This is a genomic window from Photorhabdus khanii NC19 (genome assembly GCF_000517265.1).
GTDB lineage: Bacteria > Pseudomonadota > Gammaproteobacteria > Enterobacterales > Enterobacteriaceae > Photorhabdus > Photorhabdus khanii.
Window position 1 is genome coordinate 141,352 of the sequence record NZ_AYSJ01000009.1, and the last position, 22,061, is coordinate 163,412.

Sequence of the window (22,061 nt, forward strand, 5' to 3'; positions counted from 1 at the left end):
TTCATCTTGCTGGAAAACTCTTCATGAAACGTATTAAGCGATATAATCCTAAATTACAAATTCTTCTTAAGTTGCTAGCAAGAAAAACGATTTTTTCCTCCACGTTGTGGAGAGCCACAAAAAGGTCATCGGTGCCTATATTACTACGAGTTAGTTAATTAGAGTCATAATCTCCTATTCAACGTCATTTCTCGATAGCTTATTAGGATGCTATGTTATTTATTTCTTAGTAAGGAGTATATCTTAGAAAGTAAGGGCGATGGTATCAATCGTATAGATGCTCTAAGAGAAAAATACGTGATTGTGCTAAATTTGTTACCAATATTCAAACTCAATAACTTTTGCAGCATATTCATTTCTGATTTGAAATACACGAACCCTCTTCTCCTTTCTAGCATACTGTTACCTGTACGGGCCAATACAAGTACTTTATCTAGATTCTCCAGTTTGAAACCTTTTGCATACAACCGTACCCAGAGGTAGTAATCCTCCATATAGGTTAAGTGCAGGTATCCGCCAACATCAAGAATATGATCTCTTCGGAGGCAACTTGTCATATGGTTGATGGGGTTACGCTTATTTATAATTGAATTTATTTTATCCCCAATTGGTACGCGTCTATGTACCTTGATATCTGAAGGATTTTCATCAAACTCAGCAATATGACATCCACAAACTGTTATATTTGGATTATCTTGCATATAAGTGTATTGAATTGCAAATCTATCAGGCTTATTGATATCGTCTGTATCCACTCGCATGACCAAGTCATTAGAACATGCATATAACCCTTTGTTTAGTGCGATGCCTAATCCTTTGTTTTGCTCAAGAACAATATCTTTTATTGGTAGCTTACTACGCCATTTTTCAATAATTTCGTATAATTCTTTAGTCAGCTTGCCATCTTGAACAATAACAACTTCGTTTGATTGATAAGTTTGCTCATAAACACTGCGAAGAGCTTGATCAAAAAAAGATGGTTGCTCTTTATGATAAACAGATATTAGTACTGAAAAATTATACATTTATGATACCTTTTTTCGCGATAAATAATTGCGAGCTAAACAATAAAGCATATAATAAATAATCAAGATTGCTAGGGTTCCAGTATAATCTATTTTAATAATACCCTCGGAACTGTTTGTAAATCCTGCGTAACCAATAAAGAATACAACAAGCAATACGTATGCAATAAATAGTGCATTTCTATATTTACTTAAAGATATTGAATTTTTAAGTAAATTAGCACTAACACGAAGTATTGAATCAAATGAGTTGATTACAAAAAGTAAACCAACAATAGACATTAAAACTAAATACATTTCTGGGATAACAAAATTATTTAGAGTAAAAATATATAAAACGGTAAACCATATAGCTAATAGAATTGTTGGAGCAATAATCATTAGCAAAAATAGCTTTAACGGTTTCATTCCTTTAGGTAGAAAAGTAGCAACAAACTTACCAATCATTAAACTCCATGAGAACCACCAGAACATATAAAATTGATGGTAATCATTGATAGGAGTAATAAATTTAGAAATATTTTTAATATAACCAGTTATTCCATTACCCAATATGGTAAAGAAAAAAGGCAACGAATGCTGCTCTATATTAAGAGCGAACCCCCAAAAAATAAGTCCCCCAAAGAATAGCACCGATAGGTAACTTAATATTTTGATAAATTTGACTTTAAGGGCTGACAATGCTGATAATGATAAAATACCAACAGTGAAAATAACAATATTCTCATGTGTAAAAATACTATCATATTTTTTAACAACGAATTCTGGTAAATAATATTTAAAAAATATTACAAATAGATGAGCAGTAAAGGCACAAGTTAATAGCATCAACAATGCAAGGATAAATTTAATTACATTATTCTCAAATATTTTAACCTTAGGCTCTAAATAGGCAAAATAGAAAGTTGTAATAAAATAAAAAACCCAAACAGCGCCACCCCAAAAACCTATTTCGAGAGAAAGTGGATTAATGCCTAAATATTTAGGTTCTGTATAATTTTTATATTCCATTAGTGGGAACATAATAAGGCCAATATCAAGACCTGATGTAAAAAGAATACAAAGAAACACTATTTGTGAAGCAGGCATTGCTGATGGTACTTCTTTCTCATTATATGTAACATTCCTGTATTTTATTAGTATCAATACTGCTAATAATAATACTAATATGCACGCCACATTTAGATTTGTGGCTAATAATAACCCCATCATTTAAGCTCTTTTGATATTTTTCTGAAATAATTAAACTTATTTCTGTAATTTGAGAGTATATTTTCGTCATATTTATCAGGGTGTTGATAGTACCAATTTATCCAAACCTGACACTGAAACATTACAAGAAGGCTTATAAATTTAAGATCGAATTCATCATAATTTAAATCAGAAAAATCAACAACATTATTAACAATGCATGAAGCTATATCCATTTCGAAAGGTGCTAAGTCAGCATATTCCCAATCGATAAATTTAATACCACTTTCGGTTTTGATGATATTTTCGCGTACAAGATCGTTATGTGACCAGCACCATTCTCGTCCTGCTTTGAAAATAGATTCATAAAAATTGAATTCTTTCAAAAAAATATCGTTTTTCTTATTAAGATATTTCATCAAAGCAGGGAAAGGCTCTGCCATTTCTTTTTTTGCTTTAGATGCTGTTAAAAAATTTTTATTTAATCTTCTTTTTTCTTGAAAATACTCAATAAGTTCTTTACTTGTAACGTGACCAACTATGCCTTCAATGTATTTATAAAGCGCAAAAGTTCCACCTAGAATGATACAATCATGCCTTAAAGAAAATGACTCAATACTTGATGCTTGCAAATATTTAAGTACATATTTTTTGTTAGAATTTGATGATGATACTTTCCAGGTCATATTAGAAATACCGCCATGAAGAGGTTCAACAACAAAATCGTTGCCGATAATATCATTTAACTTTGAGATACATGATGTTGTAGATTCGATCGGATCTCGTCCGATAAATTTCATAATTGAAAGATCTTTCCCACCCTTGTAATAATCAATTTCACCAGCATCATCTTCACCTTGGACGTGCAAAGTAATACCGAAAAAATCATAGAACTGTTTATTAGTAAAAAGTGGCGCTGTAATCACTTTATCAACAAAATCTAGAGAATCGATCATTTTTACGCGTTGTTCATAAGGTATAACTGGCTTTCTTTTATAAGCTTGGGTATCTTCGTCTGTAGCAACACCCACAATTAAAATGGCGTTATCATCGCCCTGGGCTTTGGCTGATTTTAAGGCTCTAACGTGGCTGGCATGTAATAGGTCAAAAACACCAGATGTATAGATAATATTTCTCATAATTACATCTTTAATTACTTATGTGAAAAATTATAACAAAACTCAGTAAGTTCCTTTTCAATAAAACTGATTTCAGCATTATATTCAGGATATCTGGTTTTTAAGTTTGTATTATTTATTGATATTTTTGGATCAAAATATTTGTATTTAGTAGCATGCCTGATGTTTTCAATACAACAAAATTTACATACTTTTTGTATTGTTTCATCATATTTATAGATAAAATCTTCAAAAGGTAATCTAAGAACTCTTTCACTATCTTCTTGTTCAAATTTCTGGTGTTCTCTAAGTATTCTGAACCAATTAATATAGGCATGAATATTTTCGGTAGGAATCCACTTCTCATTCCATTGACATTTATTTAAAAGATATAAATCACGAGGGTCACGATCAACAATAATGATTCTTAACTCATCAAAATACTTTAAGTATTGGTTGGTATCATTAGGTGGAACGAGTTGATCAAATACTACATATTCTTTTGAATTGTGGTTTGATGCGTTAATTAAGTTTCTCAAATATTTACGGGTTTCAATATAAAAAGTTTCCTTTGGATAAGAGTAATACATATTCTTATCAAAAATTTTACTGTATATTTTTGCACCACCTTCGTTTATCCTTAGAATTCTTTTCTGATAGAATCTTTCAAGATAATATACAAACTTTCTAAGAGGTTTCTCATCAATAATATCTTGATGCCAAAACCCATTCCACTCTACATTAATGATATTTCTTAAGTATTCATCTGTAATTTTTCTAAATTTATTATCAAAGAAGCGCTCATATGAATAAACATTACTTTTACTTAGAAAATTTACATATCTTATATAATTATTAATATGATAACTTGTAGTTAAACGATTATTATTTTGAACAATGCCATAATCTAGATCTCTAAGGCCATGGGGGTCTTGTAAGAATCTAAATTCGAAATTTCCGAATGAGCAGATATTAGAGAACTCTTTCAATAAATCTGAAACAACACTTGAACCGGTACCACCATAACCAGTACATGTAATTACTTTGGGTCCTGACATTTATCTATTAGCTCCAGATATTGCTTTTACGATATCAAAAACATTGTGAACTGATTTTTCAAGCTCTTGTAATTTTTGAGGTGTAATAACTGACAATTTATTTTTAATCTGAGTTGTTGAAATATCTTCAGTTCGTTTTAAATAAACGACTTCACATACATCATTTAGATCATCAAAATGACCTTTCCAGTCATCTCCCATTCCAAGTATATCTACTTTATTATCAATGATATCCGTTCTTTTTTGCTCCCAGATATTTTCGGGGAGAACCATGTCAACGTATTTACAAGCTTCAACAATTTCTTTTCGTTCTTCATAAGAAAAAAATGATTTCTTTCCCTTAAGTCGGTTAAAATCGTCAGTAGAAATTACGACGATCAAATAGTCACCAAGCGTTTTTAGCCGCTTCAAAAGTCGAATATGTCCCACATGAAAAAGATCAAATGTTCCATATGTTATAACTTTTTTCATTTTTTTCCTTATGAAGTAATCTTTCCTAAGAATTGATCAGTGAACCAAGTTCGACTTAATAAATAATAAAGATATAGCAATGTATAACTAGCAAATAGAATACTGAATATTAATTTTTGTTTTATATATGAAGATATATACATATATAAAATCGGGATTGTATATTGCAACATAATATAGTTCCTGAGAGCTATCTCTCTATTAAAAGATAGAAAAACAGATATTGATAATGTTAACCCATATAGTTTTAATAAATCTGTATATACTTTGTCTTTTATCTTATTCTTATAGAAACATAAAAATATTAATAAATGAGAAGAGTATAAAAAAATGTTCATATACATGGTTGATATTGAGCGGCGCTCATTAAAATATATATGTCTAGCTAATGTTCTTTGTACTATATAGTAATCCCCGAATTTATCTACGATAAACTGTCCAAAACCACCAAATAATAATAATAATGAAATAATAAAAATGAAAAACATTAATCTAATATTAATAAATCTAGAAAAAAATAATGATAATAGAAAAATAGAGTTAGAACTATGAATGAGTATGGATGATATGAAAAGAAGACATGAAAGAAAACTTATTTTATCTTTTCTTAAATAAATTCCTAAACCTAGTAAAAAGAATGAAAAACTAAAAGCTTGCCTAAATAAATTAATCGTTCCAGTAAGCATTCCTTGACTAAATAAAACAGTCCATATAAATATAATTGTATAAGTTTTTATATTCTTACCAAATATTACATAGGCAGTAAATATATTTACTCCATAAGTCAATGATAAGATTATAAAATATTTAGTTGGATCATTCGTGAATAAATGAATTAATTGGGTTATTGCTGAAAATAAAATTTCAAAATCTCGATTGTTATAAAGAAAGTTTTCCACATACGCTTTAGTATCAGAACCAATAGAATAATCACGAAGTCCAAATAGGGTTACATATATAATAATCAGAAATAAGGCGATAAAATTAGAAAAAAATTCATTTTTCCCCATTGCTGTAAAAATGGATATTAATAAAAAAACTAACGACAAACCTAATAGGAGAGTTGAGCTATATTCAGATATCATCGTTAAAAATACTCTTCCAATTCTTCGCTATATATTGTATCTCAAAAATATTCGCTTCTAAATAACCTTGCTTTATGATTCTATTTCTTAAGTTCTTATCATTAATTAAAAATTCAATCTTATCAGCTAATTCTTGCACATCTGAGATATCGACTAATAGGCCGTTTGCCATATCATTAATTAATTGTTTCCCACCAGTTGTCTTTGTTGAAATGATAGCGCACCCTTGAGACTTAGCCTCAATTATACTTAGTGGCATTCCTTCAAATAAAGAAGGCAATACACTTATTGTTGCTCTACGAAGATATTTCATTACATCATTTGTTGATTCATAAAATAAAATGTTCTTCAATTCTAGTTTTTGAGCTAGTGATATAAATTTTTCTTTATCAACCCCATCACCAACAATCTCTAATTTCCAGTCATTATGCTTGGATTCAATTATCTGCCAAGCTTTTATCAAATCGTCAACTCCTTTCTCTTTGGTTACACGTCCGATAAAAGTTACAATTTTATCATACTCATCAATTTTTCTTACATGAATTGGAATTGGGCATGGATTAGTGATGAATGTTATTTTTTCGTTTTTTACAACATCTGGTGTAGTGTCGGTATTTTTGAACAAACAAACTACATTATCAAATACATCAAAAATCATGCGCACTCGATGTTTAGTGCTACGGCGGGACATATAAAAATTTTCAAATTCATTATTTCCACCATGAGAGAAATAAACAAGCTTGATATTTTTAAAAAAGCCTAATTTTCTCCAGAAATAGATAGGTTCTATATAAGCTGATTTATTAACAATCAGATATGAATCTTTTGCTTCTTTTAAAATAGGAAGAATCAAGAGTAAATTTATAGGCAAAGCTAATATTTTATTCTTAAAGATATATTTTTTTATTTTAAAATTGATATTTTTATCTAAATTAAAATATGCTTTACCAGGAATAACTGATAGTATTTTGCAATCAAAATCTATCCCAGAAAAATAATTGGCCCATGAACTAATTACTCTAACTACACCGCCGGCACCAACCATACTTTCAGTCAGAAATACTAATTTTTTAGCCATAATTTTTATTTTTAATCCAAATACTTAATGATAAAATTGTGTATTCTTTGGCAACTTCCATACTTAGCTTCATTGAAATAATGATTAACTTTATGTCTTTCAGTTTTGTAATAAGTTTCAGTGTATAGCAATTTAGAGATTTCAGAAACAAATTCATTCTGACTTGTTGGTTTTGGTCCAGGTGTAACAGTTTGATAATCAAAATTTAAGCCTATATTATTTTCATACAACTCTAAGTCATAAGGTAAGAATAAAATAGGCTTATTCAATATTAAAAAATCAAAATAAATACTTGAATAATCTGTTATTAGCAAATCAAATTTTGCTATAACATCCATAACTTCATTACAAACATCTGATGAGAAATTTCTAATCCAATCTGAGTTTTTTATCTCTATATTTTGTAAATGATGAGGCCTTAAACAAAGTAAAATTTTATTTTCTTTTAGGTATTCTTCAAGTTCATCTTGATTAAAATCTGAAAATGGGAAGAATTCTGTGTCTTCTCCAATCCAGTCATCACCGTAAATTCCTGTCCTCCATGTTGGTGCATATAAGATGACTTTCTTATATTCGGGTAAATCAGTAATATAATCACTGATTGAATAATGATTTTCAAATAATGCATCATTTCTTGGTTGTCCTAATGGCTTTATTCTATCTTTATTGATTAAAAAACTTTTCGAATAAACTGATGATAAATTTGAGCTTGTTGCAGAAAATAAAGTGTAGTGTCTTGCGAACATTTTAAGAGTTAAAAACATTCTTAATTTTGGTAATCCTGAATACCCCATGATACCTACTTTTTTCAGTGGAATACCATGCCATAAATTAATTAAAATTCTATTCTTATGTCCAAATGGTGTTTTAAGAGGAAAGCCACCATCGGTAACCCAAACCTTTGCATTTGATATCTGTATTATATCTTTTATTTTTTTAGTTGTTATAAACTTATCACCATATTTTTGAATAAGCTCTTTTCTCAATTCATCATTATTTATGATGTATTTAACATTAAGTACATTTTCTTTAAGTGAGTATTCAAATAATGCTTTAGAGTTGAATTTAATATTATTTTTATCAAATGTAAGAATGACCAAATTTTTTCTTTCTCGACATATTAGAGGTAAAATAAAGCAAAGAAGATAATTAAATAAATTTTCCATTATAAATATTATATATGTTGTTAAACGGATGCAGTGTCAATCGATATTTGCTCTGGCAGATTGAACTATTATTTTGTTATTAAACGCATTATAGCTATGTTACCCTAAATTAAATTCAATACTTTTTATTAAATAAAGCTACCGCACTAGGTTGTTGGCTCCCAGAACGCCTATAGGATTCTATAATCTTACCCACTATATTGATTTTCCAGCACTTTTGCCTGCCGTAACAAAAAGTAATGGGGGATAGGATTTTATAACTATTTGGGGGGAGAATAAACTGTAAGCTTCTCCGGGTCAAGCTTAACAAGCTGCTTGTTTAATTAATTGATAGAATAAGGCTGCCAATCGGGGATTTTGATGGTTTTTTGTTAGAATCGTTCCTGTGGTTGGATTTGAGGTTATTTGCTAGGTGAGAGTCAAGTTCGGTAGGCTTAAGGGGGATTCAGTTAGCTGTTTAATTAAAGAAAGGTGTGAAAATGTTATTTTTTCTGAGCAGTGGGGCCACTTGAAGGGCTTTAGATAATATAATTATTTATTGAGTTCTTTCTCCTACATCACACAACACCTATGCTTCTCCTGTGTTTTTGGCGTAGGGCCATTTAGATCAGTACATTAAGGCATTTCCTCCATTCAATGTTGTCCACAATGATAGTCCGCTGTTTATACTTCCTATTTTTAAATATTGGCTGACTTTAATTCTATTACATTGTGAAGAAATTTTTTATAATTTTACTCACTTGAGATCCAATATTAATTTTTTGATGTTATGAGGGTTGATAGCGGTTAAGAATGAGCCTAAGGAAACACCTATACACAGGATTAATAATTTTATAGAGATGGATTCATCCAGAAGGAAGTAGGCAAAGAATATTGCCCAAACGGTGTAGGTGATGTTTAAAGCCATCGCTCGAATAGGCTGGAGTATGCTGATTGCTCGATAGTAGAAGAGGTATGATACGGTCGTTGTCAGTGAAGTTATTAGTAGCAGGCTGGATAGTGTGAAACTTGAGAAGATAGGTATTACATTAGGCAGCGAGAAAATGAATATTATGATAAGGATAGTATAACCTACCGAGGAGGATAGTTGTCTTATAAAATAGGCGATGTCAGCAGGTATATTGTTGTTCATTCCGTAGGAACTGATAACAACTTCAGATCCCCAACCCAGTGCACAGATAAAGGCAAAAAGGAATCCTGTCCAGTTGGATATTGTTTGTGTTGTTGTTGAATAGCCTAGTATTATGGTGCATACAACGGCTAATATCAGGCCTAATGTTCCTATAAGGTGAATTCTGTCTTTAAATAGACAGAATGATATTAGAGAACCAATGGCAGGGTAGGTTGCAGCGATAATTGCTGTATAACCAACACCAATATGTTGAATGGCCAGGATATAACAAGACATGCCTATTGGGCCACCCAGCATAGCTGCCAGTACGATTATCCAATATTTTTTGTTCTTAGTGATGGTTATTATTGCCCGATATTTATTCTGATATAGCAGATATATAAACATGTATACACATGAAATCAGGTCATTCAGGAAGGCAATAATGATAGGTATAAGGAAATAAGAAGAAAGAGTGTTGCTTTTTAATAAAATAGCTAAAAGAACACCAGTGAGTCCCCAAAAAACACCAGAGAATAGTCCATAGGCATTTGCTGTTACTTTACGGTTGATAAACATAGCTATTTGGGTACTTTTTCATAAATTTATGGGCTCGTATTAAGAGGTTAATTCCATAATTTCCATTTTCCTTTTTTGAGGAAAAAATTGAAGGAAGTATAATGCATATGATATATCTAATGATGAGGTTTTTGTTGGCTTGTTATTTTAATTTTTTGAATTATATGATGTTTAATTACTTATATATTAAAAATTTCATAGGGTTGTTGTTTATCCAGATAACCAATATAGCTTTCAGCCGGATCCGTTGAGTATCTTCACGGATGCAATGTGTGAGCTGGTATAGCCATTTCCTCCAGTGATTAATATGGTCATCATATCTATTTATCCAGTTAGAAAGCTTAGATATTATTTTAAAAGATCGTAAGTGCAATCTTGTTTGGGGTGAAACTCAATAGGCGAGTTGATAAGAATCTTTCTAATGTTTTCGAAATCATAATTTTCACAAGATATCTTTAAGTCATTTAATAATGAGTTTAATTTATCCCAAGGTAAAAAAATTTCATTTGCTGTCATTATTCTAGGGTGATTGGTGCCAGAAACGTTATCACCAATGAGTAGCTCTTCATAAAGCTTTTCTCCAGGTCTTAATCCGGTAATTTGGATTTCTATGTCACCATGAGGATTGGTTTTATCTTTAACTGTCAAGCCGGAGAGGTTAATCATTTTTCGGGCAAGGTCATAAATTTTTACTGACTCGCCCATGTCCAGAACAAAGACGTCGCCATTGTTGCCCATCGCGCCCGCCTGGATAACTAATTGGGCGGCTTCCGGAATAGTCATGAAGTAACGTGTGATGTCTTTATGAGTTAGCGTTATTGGTCCACCATTTTTCATTTGTTGCTCGAAAAGGGGTACTACTGAGCCAGATGAACCAAGAACGTTACCAAAACGAACCATCGAGAATTTTGTATGGCTGTTTTCTTTAGCAAAGGCTTGTAGTATAAGTTCGGCAAATCTTTTTGTTGCTCCCATTGTGTTGGTCGGGCGGACAGCTTTGTCGGTAGAGATTAATACAAATTTTTCAACTTTTTGTTTAAGTGCCGCCTGAGCAAGTGAAAGTGTGCCAAAAATATTATTATTTATACCCTCCAGTGTGTTCATTTCTACCAGTGGGACGTGTTTATATGCAGCAGCATGGTATATTGTGTTAATGTTAAATTTGTTTATTATTTTATTTATCTTGTCTGAGTCTTTTATATCACCTAAAATTGGAATGATATTTATATTGAGTTCTCTTTCTAAATTTATTTTTTGCAGCTCCATTTCTATTGAGTAAAGGCAATATTCTGTTAGCTCAAATAATATCATTTGAGATGGAGATTGATTGATGATTTGTCTGCACAGTTCAGATCCTATTGAACCGCCAGCGCCTGTAATCAGTATGTTTTTATTTCTGATGTTTTTACTGAGTAAATCTTGTAATGGATTAACTTGTTCTCTTCCTAGCAGATCATTAATGGAAACCCGCTTTAGTGAGTTTATTTGAGCTTTTCCTTCAACCAGATCATTGAAGCTTGGGATGGTGAGTATTTCACAATGTTCTTTTTGTAGTCTCTCAATTATTTTTTTTCTATTGGATATTGAAGCACTGGGTATGGCTAGTAATATCTTCTTTATGTTATATTTCTCTACCAGAAAATTTATTTTTTCTGGAGAGAAGACGTAAACCCCATGAATAGATAAATTATGTAATTTAGTATTGTCATCAACAAAGGCAATGGGGTTGAATTCTCTATGCATTGTCAATATGGGTAAAAGTTGCCGACCAGATTCTCCTGCGCCATAGATAATTACTGGGGTTCCTTTATACTTTAATAGATTACGCAGTGTTCTATATAAGAACCTTGTGCCACAGAGTGAGATAACCAGAAAAGAAAAATAAATAATAGGTACAGTTCTGGGTAAGAATGCTTGTTGATATAAGGAGAATGCTGTTAAGAATAGAGTCGATGATAATGAGCCAATAATAGCCCATTTCAATATGCTCATATTAACGTATTTCAATATCGATCTATAAAAACCAATTCTTAAGAAAATAAATATCGTGCAAGGTATTGTGAATATAATAGTGATCCAATGCTGTAAGCTGTAGAGCGGTACTTCTCTGTCAAGACGTAGCCACATACTTAGCCAGTATGAAATACTGATTATAAATATATCTACTATGAGAAGAACGAGGGTCTTTATTAGTCTATCTTGGCCAAAAACTATTCTTTTATTCATAATTTTAAATTACCTAAAAACTAATTTGTAAATTGTTTTAAAAATAATCTTCAGGTCATGGAAAAATGACTTGTCATCGACATATTCTAAGTAGTATTTGGCTTTTATAGGCATCACAATATCAATATAGGCTTGATGAGGATCTGCATATTTATCTAATATTTGATTTTCATCGATCATTTCTATAGAAGCTAAATCTGTTATTCCAGGTTTGACAGATAATATTTTGTTTCTTACGTCATCTGGATATTTATCCATAAATTGTGGGACTTCTGGTCTTGGTCCAACTAGACTCATTTTTCCTTGAACAACATTAATGAGTTGAGCTAGTTCATCAAGTTTGTATTTACGTATAAATTTTCCAGAGTTTGTAATACGGAGATCGTGACCTACAGTGAGTTGGCCTTTCTGTTCTGAATCGGTAGTCATACTTCTAAATTTGTGAATATAAAAATCTTTATTATATTGACCTACGCGTTTTTGCCGGAAAAAAATAGGTCCTTTCGAGTCTATTTTTATCCAAATGGCAATCGCGATTAAGATAGGAGAAAGGATAATTAGCCCAATTGAGGATGCAGTGAAATCAAAAACTATTTTTATTATTGAATAATTTATTTTCATTTATTCAAGAATTCCTTTAATTGTTTCGATAACGTAGATCTGGTCTTCTTGGGTCATTTTTGTGTATAAGGGAATGGATACAATTCTTTTGAAGTTTTCTTCTGCTACAGGGAAGTTATTTTTATCAAGAGAATAGGTGTTTTTCCATATGGGTTGTTTATGTAGTGGGATAAAATGGACAGAGCAACCTATATTTTTTTCTGCCATTTTTATTATAAAGTCGTCTCTTGATATTTTAACCTCATCATTCAATCTAATAGTATATAAATGCCAGGCATGTTGACTATTAGGTTCTGTAGGTTTAGTCGGTAAAATAATGGGTAGGTCTTTTAATTCACTATCGTAAAATTTAGCCATCTCTTCTCTTTTCTTCTGAAAAGAGTCTATTTTCTGTAATTGGTGAATACCGATGGCTGCACAAATATCTGGCATATTATATTTATAGCCTGGTTCAATGACTTCATAGTACCAGGCTGGTATTTTAGATTGATATCGGTCAAAGGCATCTTTACTAATGCCGTGCAGGCGCATGACTTTTGCTCTTTTTATAATATCTGGATTTCTGGTTACTAGCATTCCACCTTCAGCTGTTGTCATAGTTTTATTGGCGTAAAAACTGAATACGGTTACATCGGTGTCCAGAGTGCCAATTTTTTTTCCTTTGTATAAGGTTGGGAATGAGTGAGCGGCATCTTCAACGATTCGTAGATTGAATTCTTTAGCTATAGCAATTATTTCATCCATATCACAGGATAAACCGGCAAAGTGCACCGGTATGATCGCTTTAGTTTTGGATGTTATTGCTTTTCTTATGGCTGTTGGATCAATATTCAGGCTGTTAGGTAAAGAATCAACAAAAATAGGGTGAGCGCCCAGATAACGGACAACTTCTGCTGTTGCTGTAAAGGTGTAGGTAGGAACGATGATTTCATCACCAGGCTGGATATTAATGGCTTCCAACGCTAAATGTAATCCAGCTGTTGCTGAGTTTACCGCGATTGCTTCAACATCAGAATCTAAATACTGAGCAAAATCTTGTTCAAATCTTTTGGCTTTAGGTCCAGTAGTTATCCAACCTGTTTTAAGTGAATCAATGACTTCATCAATTTCTTCTTGGCCAATTTCTGGGAGTGCGAAAGGGAGAAAAAAAGAGTTCATGATATAATCCTTATCTTTTATTTTTTACGTGGAATTTCTTATTGAATATAATTTTCATTATTCCAATGAGATACCCTGATCCATAAGATAGATGTATGCACAGAAATATTAATGGTAAAAAAATATAGTTTTTTTTATTTTTAATATGGGCTTTTATTGATACTAGTAAAGCCAGAGATAAATAGATGAAAATACAACTTATATATAGATATAAAAATATTGGGCTAGTGAATGAGAGGACTAGTCCCAGAATTAACCCTAAGACAAAAGTCGGTGGTATTAGTTGTCGGAGTGATGTTGTTGTTTTTAATTTTAAGTTGACTAGTGGTTTAAATAAACCGTATTGATAGAACATAGAGCAGATTTTTTTAATTGAATCTCTAGGGTAGTAATCAATAATAATGTCTGGGACAAGATATATATTACCTCCATGTTTTATAATTCTACTGTTAAATTCATCATCTTGGTTTCTAGTTAAGTCTTCATCAAATAACCCTATTTTATCGAATATATTTCTTTTGAAAAAACCAAAAGGTACTGTATCAACTTTTCTTATATTCTTGACACCAACTCGAAAATAGGAATTACCCATACCAAACTGACTACTTAAGGCATATGCAATAGTATGGGCAATAATTGTAGGATTGCATGGTTTTGTGCTAATAACTCCACCTATATTATCAATATCAAATTGTTTTGATAAACTATATAGTTTGGATAAGTAGTTGCTAGGATAGTTGGAATGAGCATCGATTCTGGCTATATATTCTCCTGTTGAATTTTTTATACCAATATTCAGAGCCGTAGGTACATGTTGTTCAGGGTTGTATAGTATTTTTATGAATTCATATTTCTCAGTATAACTTTGAATAACTTTCAAAGTATTGTCTGAGCTACAGCCATCTATAAAGATAATCTCTAATTGCTCGGTAGGGTAATCTTGTTTTAGAAGTGATTCGATACATTCTTTTATATATTTCTCTTCATTTAATATAGGGCAAATTACTGATATATTTATCATGATTGAATAATAACCTCTATTTGGACAGTAATGATAGTTATTTAAATGCAATTTCTATATCTTGTTCAAATCTTCTGGTTTTAGGGCCGGTAATTATCCAACCAGTTTTAAGTCAATCAATAATTTTATCTATTTTATATTGTTCAATTTCAGGTAATGTTAAAGGAAGGAATTTTTCATTTATGATTTATCATTACCTTTAGGAATTTATTTGATAGAATATTATATGTGTGGTTTTTTGATGCGTATTTTTTACCGTTATTTCTTAATTCAATTTTCTTTTCCCTTGAGAGTTTATTTAATTTAAGTAATCCATTTGCAATGGCTTGGGGAGATTCAGGTGGGATAGATAATCCGCAATTTGCATCGGCAACAATGTTATTACCAGCTTCAACAGAATGTAACACTATGCATCCTGCCATCATATAATCTATTAATTTATTAGGTGAAATCCCAAATCTGTATATCGATTTTCTATGCCAACCTATATAAGCAATATCGAATAGCGGGAGCAGAGCAGGGATCTGTGTTTTCGGTATTGGATCACTAAAGGTAATGTTTCTCAAATTAAGTAAGTTAGCTTGTTTTACTAGATTTTCTTTTTCTAGCCCAGAGCCTACCAACAGAAAATGAAAGTTTTGTTTTTCTAATAATTTTGCAGCATCAATAAGGTAGTTCATGGCGTTGGGTTTTCCAAGCGATCCGGCATAACCCACAATGATTTTATTCTCTGTTCTACAGTGATCGACTACTTTTCTGATATGAGATGAAATAGGATCGATATTTTTAATTTGCCAATCATTTTCAACTATGCCATTAGGTATGATATGCAATTTTTTCAGGTCCAAGCCATGTTCTTTCATATGATTATGTACATTAGGAAGTATTGAAATGACCATATCTGAGCGGCGATAAGCATAATTTTCAGCAAATTGACATAATCTCATAAAAGGATGTTTTGGGGACATACCGCCTATTTCGATAGGAGATAAAGGCCATAAGTCGTGAACTTCATAAACTAATTTAGCTTTAGCTTTTTTTGCCAGACGCTTTGCGATCCAAATATCCAAAGGGTAAGTGCTTGATGCAATAACGATATCTGGTTTATTTTCTTTTATTAAATTATGTGTATCGAACCATATCTGCTTTAAGAAAGAGAATATATTTTTTACCCGGCCTAATCCATTATTATGATAATGAGGGGTCGGATACCAGATAAATTTCAATCCACAAAGATTTTCGATGGTTTTTTTATTATCTGTTAGTTTTGGTTGCTTTGTACGAACATGAGAATAAGAAGCTGCAAGTATGGTAATATTATGTCCAGATTTGAGCCACTCTTGGCCTAGATAATATGGCCGAAACTCCATACCAAGATCCGGTGAGCCTGCATAATGGTTTATGTATACTATATTCATAGTGATTTTTCTAATTCGTCAGCAATTTTTATAGCAGCAACGCCGCCACCATATATAGATTGAACGGAGTGTATATTAGTATTAATCATATTGTGAACTGACTGGGTTATTTTTTTATTTTCAGCATCTGATAATTTGTTCACGCCGGTTTCAATTAATTCTACCCATTCAGTTTGGTCCCTAACTGTTACACACGGTTTTCTAAAGAAAAAAGCCTCCTTTTGTAGTCCCCCACTATCTGTAATAACCAGGGCTGTATTTTTAAGTAACCATAGCATTTCTAAATATCCAACCGGTTCGATTAAGTGAACATCTAAATGTAAGCGATATGTTTCCAACATTTTTTTAGTTCTTGGGTGAAGAGGAAGGACAATAGGGTAAATTGTTTTATGTATATAATTTAATGCGTTCACTATTTCAGTTAATCGTTTTTGATTATCGGTATTTTCAGCACGATGTAGTGTCGTTAATATGAAATGTGGTGTGTGAATAAGCTCATCAGGTCTTTTTGCCATTCGGCTAAAATATATAGCAGCATCTTCCATAACATCACCCACTTTTTTTATATTAACCGGTTTTGAGTTGAAGCCTTCTCGTTGTAGGTTATTGATTGCTGTTTCTGTGGGGCAGAAAAGAATTGAGCTAACATTATCTGTTAATATTCTATTTATCTCTTCTGGCATATTCATGTTAAAGCTACGTAAACCGGCTTCAATATGTATAATTGGAATATGTAATTTAGATGCAGATAATGCTCCAGCTAAAGTAGAGTTTGTATCACCATATACCATGACTGCATCGGGTTTTTCTGTGATAAGTACCTTTTCAATTTCAATTAACATTTTTCCTGTCATTTCACCGTGCGAGCCGCCGTGAATATTAAGTGTGTAATCAGGTTTGGGAATTTTTAATTGATTGAAAAATATATCAGACATATTAGTATCAAAGTGTTGACCTGTATGAATGATAATTTCTTCAAATTTATTATGATTTTGTAAGGCGCGAGACACAGGACTTGCCTTGATGAATTGTGGTCTTGCTCCTAATACTGTTATTATTTTCTTCATGTTTATTAACTTCCAAATTGTTGATAGAATTTAATAAGTTTATTCTGTTCAATATCCCAATTGTATTTTTTATTTACTGCCAAAAATCCGTTATTACCCATTTTTTCCGCTATATCATGGTTATTCGATAAATAATCTATCGCATCAGCTAATTCTTTCGGGGTTAATGGATCGATACAAATTCCACAATTGTTTGCTACAATGATATCTTTCCATAATGGGAAATTTGAAGCGATGACAGGAATACCTGCACTCATATATTCGAACATTTTATTAGGTTGAGCATCGATATGATTGGGTAATGGGTGGAATAGAACAACTCCAGCAATGGATTTAGATAAAAGTTCTTTTGTTTCTATTCGATTTAAAAAGCCAAGCTCATCTATTTTATGCCAATTCTCCATGTTTTTTATTTTATTTTCTAAATCTTTTTCAGAGAAACTACCCGCTAATTTAATTTTTGTATCAGTCGTCAGATAAGATATTGATTCAACCATTTCTTCTATGCATCTAATGGCAGATATGCCTCCTACATAGCATACTTGTTTTTCTTTTTCATCCCAATTAGTGTTATTATTACTTAGCTCACCTAATATCGGGTAATTATTAATGTCTATGGTGTTATTATTTAGTTTTAAGCATTTATCTCTTATTGAGGGTGTAGCCGTAATAATTCCGTTAAATTTAGGGATAGCATATTTCTCATAGAGAGAGAATGTTTTAGAAATAATCGTTTTTGCGAATTTATTTAAATAAGGTTTACTAAGGATTTGTTTGGGGACATCTTCATGGGCATCAAAGATGACTGTTTTACCTTTCTTTTTAAGTCTTAATCCTATAGGTATTAACTCCGGATCATGGAAATGATATAGATCAGAATCTAGTTCTAATGCTTTTTTGTAGACTCTATCGGTTGTTTTAAAGATTCTATTTAATCGGCCTGGCAATATACCTACGTCGATGATAGATATGTTATTCTTTATTTCATCACCTTTACCATCTGCGACAATAAGGGTTACCTCATGTTTTTTTTGTAATGCAGAACATTCTTTTAGGAAAATACGTGTATCGAAACGCGGATGTGCAGATGTCATATGTGTGATTTTCATAAGGAGTTTTTGTTATTTTTCGTAGGAAATAAGAATAATAGTATGCTTAATATCAGCAGCCCATATGTCAGTAGTAGTGCTGTAATTGCCGTGTTTGATACCGTGTATACGAACGGTAAATATAATGTTGTTGAAAATTCAAATGGAACTTTTTTTGAACTCAGGTTCATTGCGAAGATGAGTATATTAAATATAAAGAAATTTATTATTAAGCCAGCAATACCATATCTGGCTATACCGTCCCCAATAAAGCCTGTATTAGCAGAGCCTATGGTGCCATAATATATCTGAGAGATTATCTTTGGGGCATCGTTAGTGAATTCCCTATTATTATTGAATGTATAATCATAAAAATAGAAGGTATTTAATGTTGGTGTGAAGAATATTCTGCGTAACCAGTGTATAAGTGGGTCATAGAAATCGAAAATAAAATACAGTAATCCGGCAGCAAGGAATGAGTATAGAATTATATTTATCACGGAATTACTTATGTTTCTTTTCCCTTTGATATAGAAGAAGAGAGTTATAACGGTGATATTCATGAATGCTATACTTTTTAATCCTGAAGAGCAATATATTGAGTAGGAAATCATAACGCTTATTGCAATAAGGATATATTTAACAAGACCTTTTACATAGAATGAAGCTAATAATAATAATGGTGAAATTACGTATCCCCCACTTGTTATAATATACATGGTTAATAATGATGTGTTTTCTTTGAAATTCTCTCTCACTAAATAAACTTTAAATATATTAGGTGGTATTAAACTGAATGCAGGGTTAGTGATAACAAAGAATAAAACAATAATACCGCATCCTATTATAAGTGTTTTATATAGATCCCAGGGGATTTGTAGTTTTGGTAACGTAATTCTATTTATTATTCGAAAGAATAATATAGACAATAGAAATAATATATTTATTGCGGATATGAAAATTACTGAATATATAGAAGCTGAATTAATTAGAGGAAATATAATTGACAATGGTATAATGTAAATTATATATATTAACCATAGAAAAACCATAATTGGATTTTTTTGGTTATTAAGTAAGAGTAGTGGTAATAATGATATCCAGCAGAATAGGATACTTAAGTGACCTTGTGGGCTGATATTATAACCTCTTACCTCTTGGAATGTGTCTAATATAAGCACAGAGTTTAGATATATAATTACTTGATAGAGAAATATTTTTAGTATTATTTTGATTTTATTTTGCATTTTTTCTGATAAAAAAATAAATGATTGATAATACTAATATAGATAATAAGTACATAGTGATAAAATGATAGTATGCCCAACTAATAGGCCCATGCTTTATGTAATAATACCCGATATTAGAGACGGATCTATTCCAATTGTTATATAAATTTATTATTTCTTTATTTTTAAAGTGTTGATTTCTATCTATAAGATCTTTTAGAAGAAGGGTATGTATTCTATGATATTTCATATTCGCTGGATTACCAACTAAATCATAGCTGGACCATTCATTTTTTATGTCGAACTTAAATATATTGCTACTGATTGATTTATATAAACTTTCGGACATTCTTTTACTTTTATCTATATTAAGATAATTTTCGAAGGATTCAATACCATAAGTAGAGTAAATCATTCCGTTTAATACAAAGGCTAATTTGTCTGAACTTGCTTTAGGATCAACATATTCTTCAATCCAGGGCATATTATCTAAAATTGTCAGGCTACCTCCTTGATTGGCCGGAGCTAGCGATGATTTGTATAGTAAGTGAGAAGTTAATAGATATTTATCATCACCAAAATTGTCATAAGCTCTTAATAAGAGAGTAATTGCATATGCATCTGTTAATCCAGACCACCAGGGAGCAGAGAGTTTATTATTTTCATAGCCTTTATATGGCCAATCAAAATTATATAAGTAATGATTTTCACCATGGAATAACTTGATGTTGTTCAATAGCCAATCGGCTGAGAATTTAAAATTAGAAATTAATTCCTCTTTATTGAATTTAGGTGGCGGTACATTCCATCCTGATAAGGATGAATCCGGTCTCCATAATATATTGGTATTGTCTTTCTCTAAGCTTAAGGAAGAGTATATTATTCCATAGTGAACGACATAAAACGGGGATAGAAATGGCTCAGGGATACGTGGTGAATGTGATAATGGAAAACCATTGCTATTAAAGTCACGTTGGGTAAATTTCCCTTTCATGACTAAGTTTCTAACATTACTGTTGAATTCATCTAGCTCATAAGCATATTGATTGAATGTATAACTGACGATTGTGATGATGATTATATATGGAATTATTTTGATTATATTTTTTGTTTTTTTCATTCTAACCCTCTTTGCTGCATAAAAGATAATCTTAAAATATAAGCTGTACTCATTAGATAAAGACTAAAGCTTATGAGTGAAAATAATAAGATGGAGAGATAAATGTCTCCTAATAAATACCCGATGAGAAGGGCTATAAATCTTAATGTAATAGATGTTGATTGAATGAATAAATTGCTCTTCTGGTGCTCATACATGGATAAATATATTGATAAGGATGAATATATTATTTGCCCGGATAAATGAGGTATTAAGCATAATAGATATTTGCCTGATTCATACCATTCTTCACCGAAAATAAATGTTATGATTGGTATACCAACCCAGTATGTAACGGTGGCAAATAAAATAGAAATTAGTGTTAGGTAATAGAACGTTTTTTTTATTTTTAGGAAAGATAATGCAGGAGTATCTTTTAAATAACCTTGTAATATTGACGAAACTGTTTGGTTGAGCAGTGTAATGGGTGCGCCTGATATTTTAGATGCGATTAAATAAAATCCTGCGGATTTTAATCCATAGGCAGACATTATAAACAATTGAGGTAGTTCATTACTAACCGTGTTAATTAAGCTGGCAGGGAAATCATAAACTGGAAATTTGTAATATTTCTTAGCGAGAAGTCTTATTTTTCTAAACTCGGTTTTCCTTATTATCAGGCGATATTGAGATTTTTTACGCAAAAATAGGACGCCTAATGATTGGCCTAATATCTGCCCTAAGATAAGGCTGCTTGCTCCCAAACTAGCTATGCCCCCAACTATTTGAATACTAATCATAGTGACCGTTTGAGCTATTTTAGTGATAGAGAATTCACGGTATTGTCTTTTTCTTATGCTGTTGAAGCTCATTGCTCTATAAAACCCGTAAGTAATAATACCTAGAGGTATATAGTATATGTGGTTTCCTATAATTATTTTTTCTGGGATATTAAATATTGCAAAAATAGTGATTGCTATAAGACTAATGATGATTGAAATTATACAAGATAATGTGACTAATGAATTAATTTCACGTTCTTTTTCTGATGAGCTGATTGAAAATTCATAACGGAGGCAAGCACCTACTGCCAAAATACTTAAAATAGATGAAAGTGAAGCATAAATGCCTAATTCCTCGGGTGAGAATAATCGAGTAAGTACAGGTGTTGATAGCAATAATAATATCTGGCTTAATAATGACGAAAGTAATAAGCCAGATAAATTCTTTATAAACTTATTCTTCATAGAGT

The 22,061-nt window shown here is 31.4% G+C and carries 19 protein-coding genes; all 19 read right to left on the reverse strand.

Annotated elements, in window-relative coordinates; translation table 11 throughout:
• Window positions 1-215 precede the first annotated feature (215 nt).
• The 19 genes from PTE_RS09535 to PTE_RS09625 all read right to left on the reverse strand — a co-directional run bounded on the left by PTE_RS09535 (window position 216) and on the right by PTE_RS09625 (window position 22,056).
• Window positions 216-1,025, reverse strand: a complete 810-nt coding sequence (locus PTE_RS09535) for a glycosyltransferase (protein WP_036845530.1) — start codon at window positions 1,023-1,025, stop codon at window positions 216-218.
• Window positions 1,026-2,237, reverse strand: coding sequence for a hypothetical protein (locus tag PTE_RS09540; RefSeq protein ID WP_051477325.1), 1,212 nt, complete (start codon window positions 2,235-2,237; stop codon window positions 1,026-1,028).
• Window positions 2,234-3,355: an adenylyltransferase/cytidyltransferase family protein gene (locus PTE_RS22800; protein ID WP_051477327.1), complete on the reverse strand. Its 1,122-nt coding sequence runs from the start codon at window positions 3,353-3,355 to the stop codon at window positions 2,234-2,236. Before PTE_RS22800 ends, PTE_RS09540 begins: the two co-directional genes overlap by 4 nt.
• 14 nt (window positions 3,356-3,369) lie before the next feature.
• The gene (locus PTE_RS09550; RefSeq protein ID WP_036845533.1) at window positions 3,370-4,392 is read right to left on the reverse strand and encodes a sulfotransferase; all 1,023 of its coding nucleotides are present in this window, start codon (window positions 4,390-4,392) and stop codon (window positions 3,370-3,372) included.
• Complete coding sequence (tagD, locus tag PTE_RS09555; RefSeq protein WP_036845536.1) at window positions 4,393-4,863, reverse strand: glycerol-3-phosphate cytidylyltransferase; 471 nt, start codon at window positions 4,861-4,863, stop codon at window positions 4,393-4,395.
• An 8-nt stretch (window positions 4,864-4,871) separates the two neighbouring features.
• Entirely contained in the window at window positions 4,872-5,948 is a 1,077-nt protein-coding gene (locus tag PTE_RS09560) for an EpsG family protein (protein ID WP_036845539.1), read from the reverse strand.
• The gene (locus PTE_RS09565; RefSeq protein ID WP_036845542.1) at window positions 5,938-7,026 is read right to left on the reverse strand and encodes a glycosyltransferase; all 1,089 of its coding nucleotides are present in this window, start codon (window positions 7,024-7,026) and stop codon (window positions 5,938-5,940) included. Before PTE_RS09565 ends, PTE_RS09560 begins: the two co-directional genes overlap by 11 nt.
• 11 nt (window positions 7,027-7,037) lie before the next feature.
• Complete coding sequence (locus PTE_RS09570) at window positions 7,038-8,192, reverse strand: CDP-glycerol glycerophosphotransferase family protein (RefSeq protein ID WP_081738195.1); 1,155 nt, start codon at window positions 8,190-8,192, stop codon at window positions 7,038-7,040.
• 736 nt (window positions 8,193-8,928) lie between these two features.
• Window positions 8,929-9,882: a DMT family transporter gene (locus tag PTE_RS09575; protein ID WP_241826151.1), complete on the reverse strand. Its 954-nt coding sequence runs from the start codon at window positions 9,880-9,882 to the stop codon at window positions 8,929-8,931.
• Between the two features lie 348 nt (window positions 9,883-10,230).
• Entirely contained in the window at window positions 10,231-12,108 is a 1,878-nt protein-coding gene (locus PTE_RS09580) for a polysaccharide biosynthesis protein (RefSeq protein ID WP_036845550.1), read from the reverse strand.
• A gap of 9 nt (window positions 12,109-12,117) precedes the next feature.
• Window positions 12,118-12,729 carry a sugar transferase gene (locus PTE_RS09585; RefSeq protein WP_241826152.1) on the reverse strand — a complete coding sequence of 204 codons (612 nt, stop codon included), beginning with the start codon at window positions 12,727-12,729 and terminating at the stop codon, window positions 12,118-12,120.
• Window positions 12,730-13,887, reverse strand: coding sequence for a DegT/DnrJ/EryC1/StrS family aminotransferase (locus tag PTE_RS09590; protein ID WP_036845552.1), 1,158 nt, complete (start codon window positions 13,885-13,887; stop codon window positions 12,730-12,732). It abuts the gene before it with no gap.
• Between the two features lie 10 nt (window positions 13,888-13,897).
• Window positions 13,898-14,908, reverse strand: coding sequence for a glycosyltransferase family 2 protein (locus tag PTE_RS09595; protein WP_051477329.1), 1,011 nt, complete (start codon window positions 14,906-14,908; stop codon window positions 13,898-13,900).
• Between the two features lie 176 nt (window positions 14,909-15,084).
• Window positions 15,085-16,326, reverse strand: a complete 1,242-nt coding sequence (locus PTE_RS09600; protein ID WP_036845554.1) for a glycosyltransferase family 4 protein — start codon at window positions 16,324-16,326, stop codon at window positions 15,085-15,087.
• The gene (gene wecB, locus PTE_RS09605; protein WP_036845556.1) at window positions 16,323-17,393 is read right to left on the reverse strand and encodes a non-hydrolyzing UDP-N-acetylglucosamine 2-epimerase; all 1,071 of its coding nucleotides are present in this window, start codon (window positions 17,391-17,393) and stop codon (window positions 16,323-16,325) included. The genes PTE_RS09600 and wecB overlap by 4 nt, the downstream gene beginning before the upstream one ends.
• 5 nt (window positions 17,394-17,398) lie before the next feature.
• Window positions 17,399-18,487, reverse strand: a complete 1,089-nt coding sequence (locus tag PTE_RS09610) for a glycosyltransferase family 4 protein (protein ID WP_245219038.1) — start codon at window positions 18,485-18,487, stop codon at window positions 17,399-17,401.
• An 11-nt stretch (window positions 18,488-18,498) separates the two neighbouring features.
• Window positions 18,499-19,239, reverse strand: a complete 741-nt coding sequence (locus PTE_RS26480) for a hypothetical protein (RefSeq protein ID WP_239002543.1) — start codon at window positions 19,237-19,239, stop codon at window positions 18,499-18,501.
• A gap of 478 nt (window positions 19,240-19,717) precedes the next feature.
• Entirely contained in the window at window positions 19,718-20,830 is a 1,113-nt protein-coding gene (locus PTE_RS09620; RefSeq protein WP_036845560.1) for a D-glucuronyl C5-epimerase family protein, read from the reverse strand.
• Entirely contained in the window at window positions 20,827-22,056 is a 1,230-nt protein-coding gene (locus PTE_RS09625; protein WP_036845562.1) for an oligosaccharide flippase family protein, read from the reverse strand. Before PTE_RS09625 ends, PTE_RS09620 begins: the two co-directional genes overlap by 4 nt.
• Window positions 22,057-22,061: the final 5 nt, after the last annotated feature.

Excerpts from the sequence above, each read along its gene's own strand:
- PTE_RS09580 (WP_036845550.1), bottom strand. The coding sequence starts at position 12,108 with ATGAATAAAAGAATAGTTTTTGGCCAAGATAGACTAATAAAGACCCTC.
- PTE_RS09600 (WP_036845554.1), bottom strand. The coding sequence starts at position 16,326 with ATGAATATAGTATACATAAACCATTATGCAGGCTCACCGGATCTTGGT.
- PTE_RS09565 (WP_036845542.1), bottom strand. The coding sequence starts at position 7,026 with ATGGCTAAAAAATTAGTATTTCTGACTGAAAGTATGGTTGGTGCCGGC.
- PTE_RS09610 (WP_245219038.1), bottom strand. The coding sequence starts at position 18,487 with ATGACATCTGCACATCCGCGTTTCGATACACGTATTTTCCTAAAAGAA.
- PTE_RS09540 (WP_051477325.1), bottom strand. The coding sequence starts at position 2,237 with ATGATGGGGTTATTATTAGCCACAAATCTAAATGTGGCGTGCATATTA.
- wecB (WP_036845556.1), bottom strand. The coding sequence starts at position 17,393 with ATGAAGAAAATAATAACAGTATTAGGAGCAAGACCACAATTCATCAAG.
- PTE_RS09620 (WP_036845560.1), bottom strand. The coding sequence starts at position 20,830 with ATGAAAAAAACAAAAAATATAATCAAAATAATTCCATATATAATCATC.
- PTE_RS09585 (WP_241826152.1), bottom strand. The coding sequence starts at position 12,729 with ATGAAAATAAATTATTCAATAATAAAAATAGTTTTTGATTTCACTGCA.
- PTE_RS09590 (WP_036845552.1), bottom strand. The coding sequence starts at position 13,887 with ATGAACTCTTTTTTTCTCCCTTTCGCACTCCCAGAAATTGGCCAAGAA.
- PTE_RS09570 (WP_081738195.1), bottom strand. The coding sequence starts at position 8,192 with ATGGAAAATTTATTTAATTATCTTCTTTGCTTTATTTTACCTCTAATA.
- PTE_RS09535 (WP_036845530.1), bottom strand. The coding sequence starts at position 1,025 with ATGTATAATTTTTCAGTACTAATATCTGTTTATCATAAAGAGCAACCA.
- PTE_RS09595 (WP_051477329.1), bottom strand. The coding sequence starts at position 14,908 with ATGATAAATATATCAGTAATTTGCCCTATATTAAATGAAGAGAAATAT.
- PTE_RS09575 (WP_241826151.1), bottom strand. The coding sequence starts at position 9,882 with ATGTTTATCAACCGTAAAGTAACAGCAAATGCCTATGGACTATTCTCT.
- PTE_RS09625 (WP_036845562.1), bottom strand. The coding sequence starts at position 22,056 with ATGAAGAATAAGTTTATAAAGAATTTATCTGGCTTATTACTTTCGTCA.
- tagD (WP_036845536.1), bottom strand. The coding sequence starts at position 4,863 with ATGAAAAAAGTTATAACATATGGAACATTTGATCTTTTTCATGTGGGA.
- PTE_RS22800 (WP_051477327.1), bottom strand. The coding sequence starts at position 3,355 with ATGAGAAATATTATCTATACATCTGGTGTTTTTGACCTATTACATGCC.
- PTE_RS09560 (WP_036845539.1), bottom strand. The coding sequence starts at position 5,948 with ATGATATCTGAATATAGCTCAACTCTCCTATTAGGTTTGTCGTTAGTT.
- PTE_RS09550 (WP_036845533.1), bottom strand. The coding sequence starts at position 4,392 with ATGTCAGGACCCAAAGTAATTACATGTACTGGTTATGGTGGTACCGGT.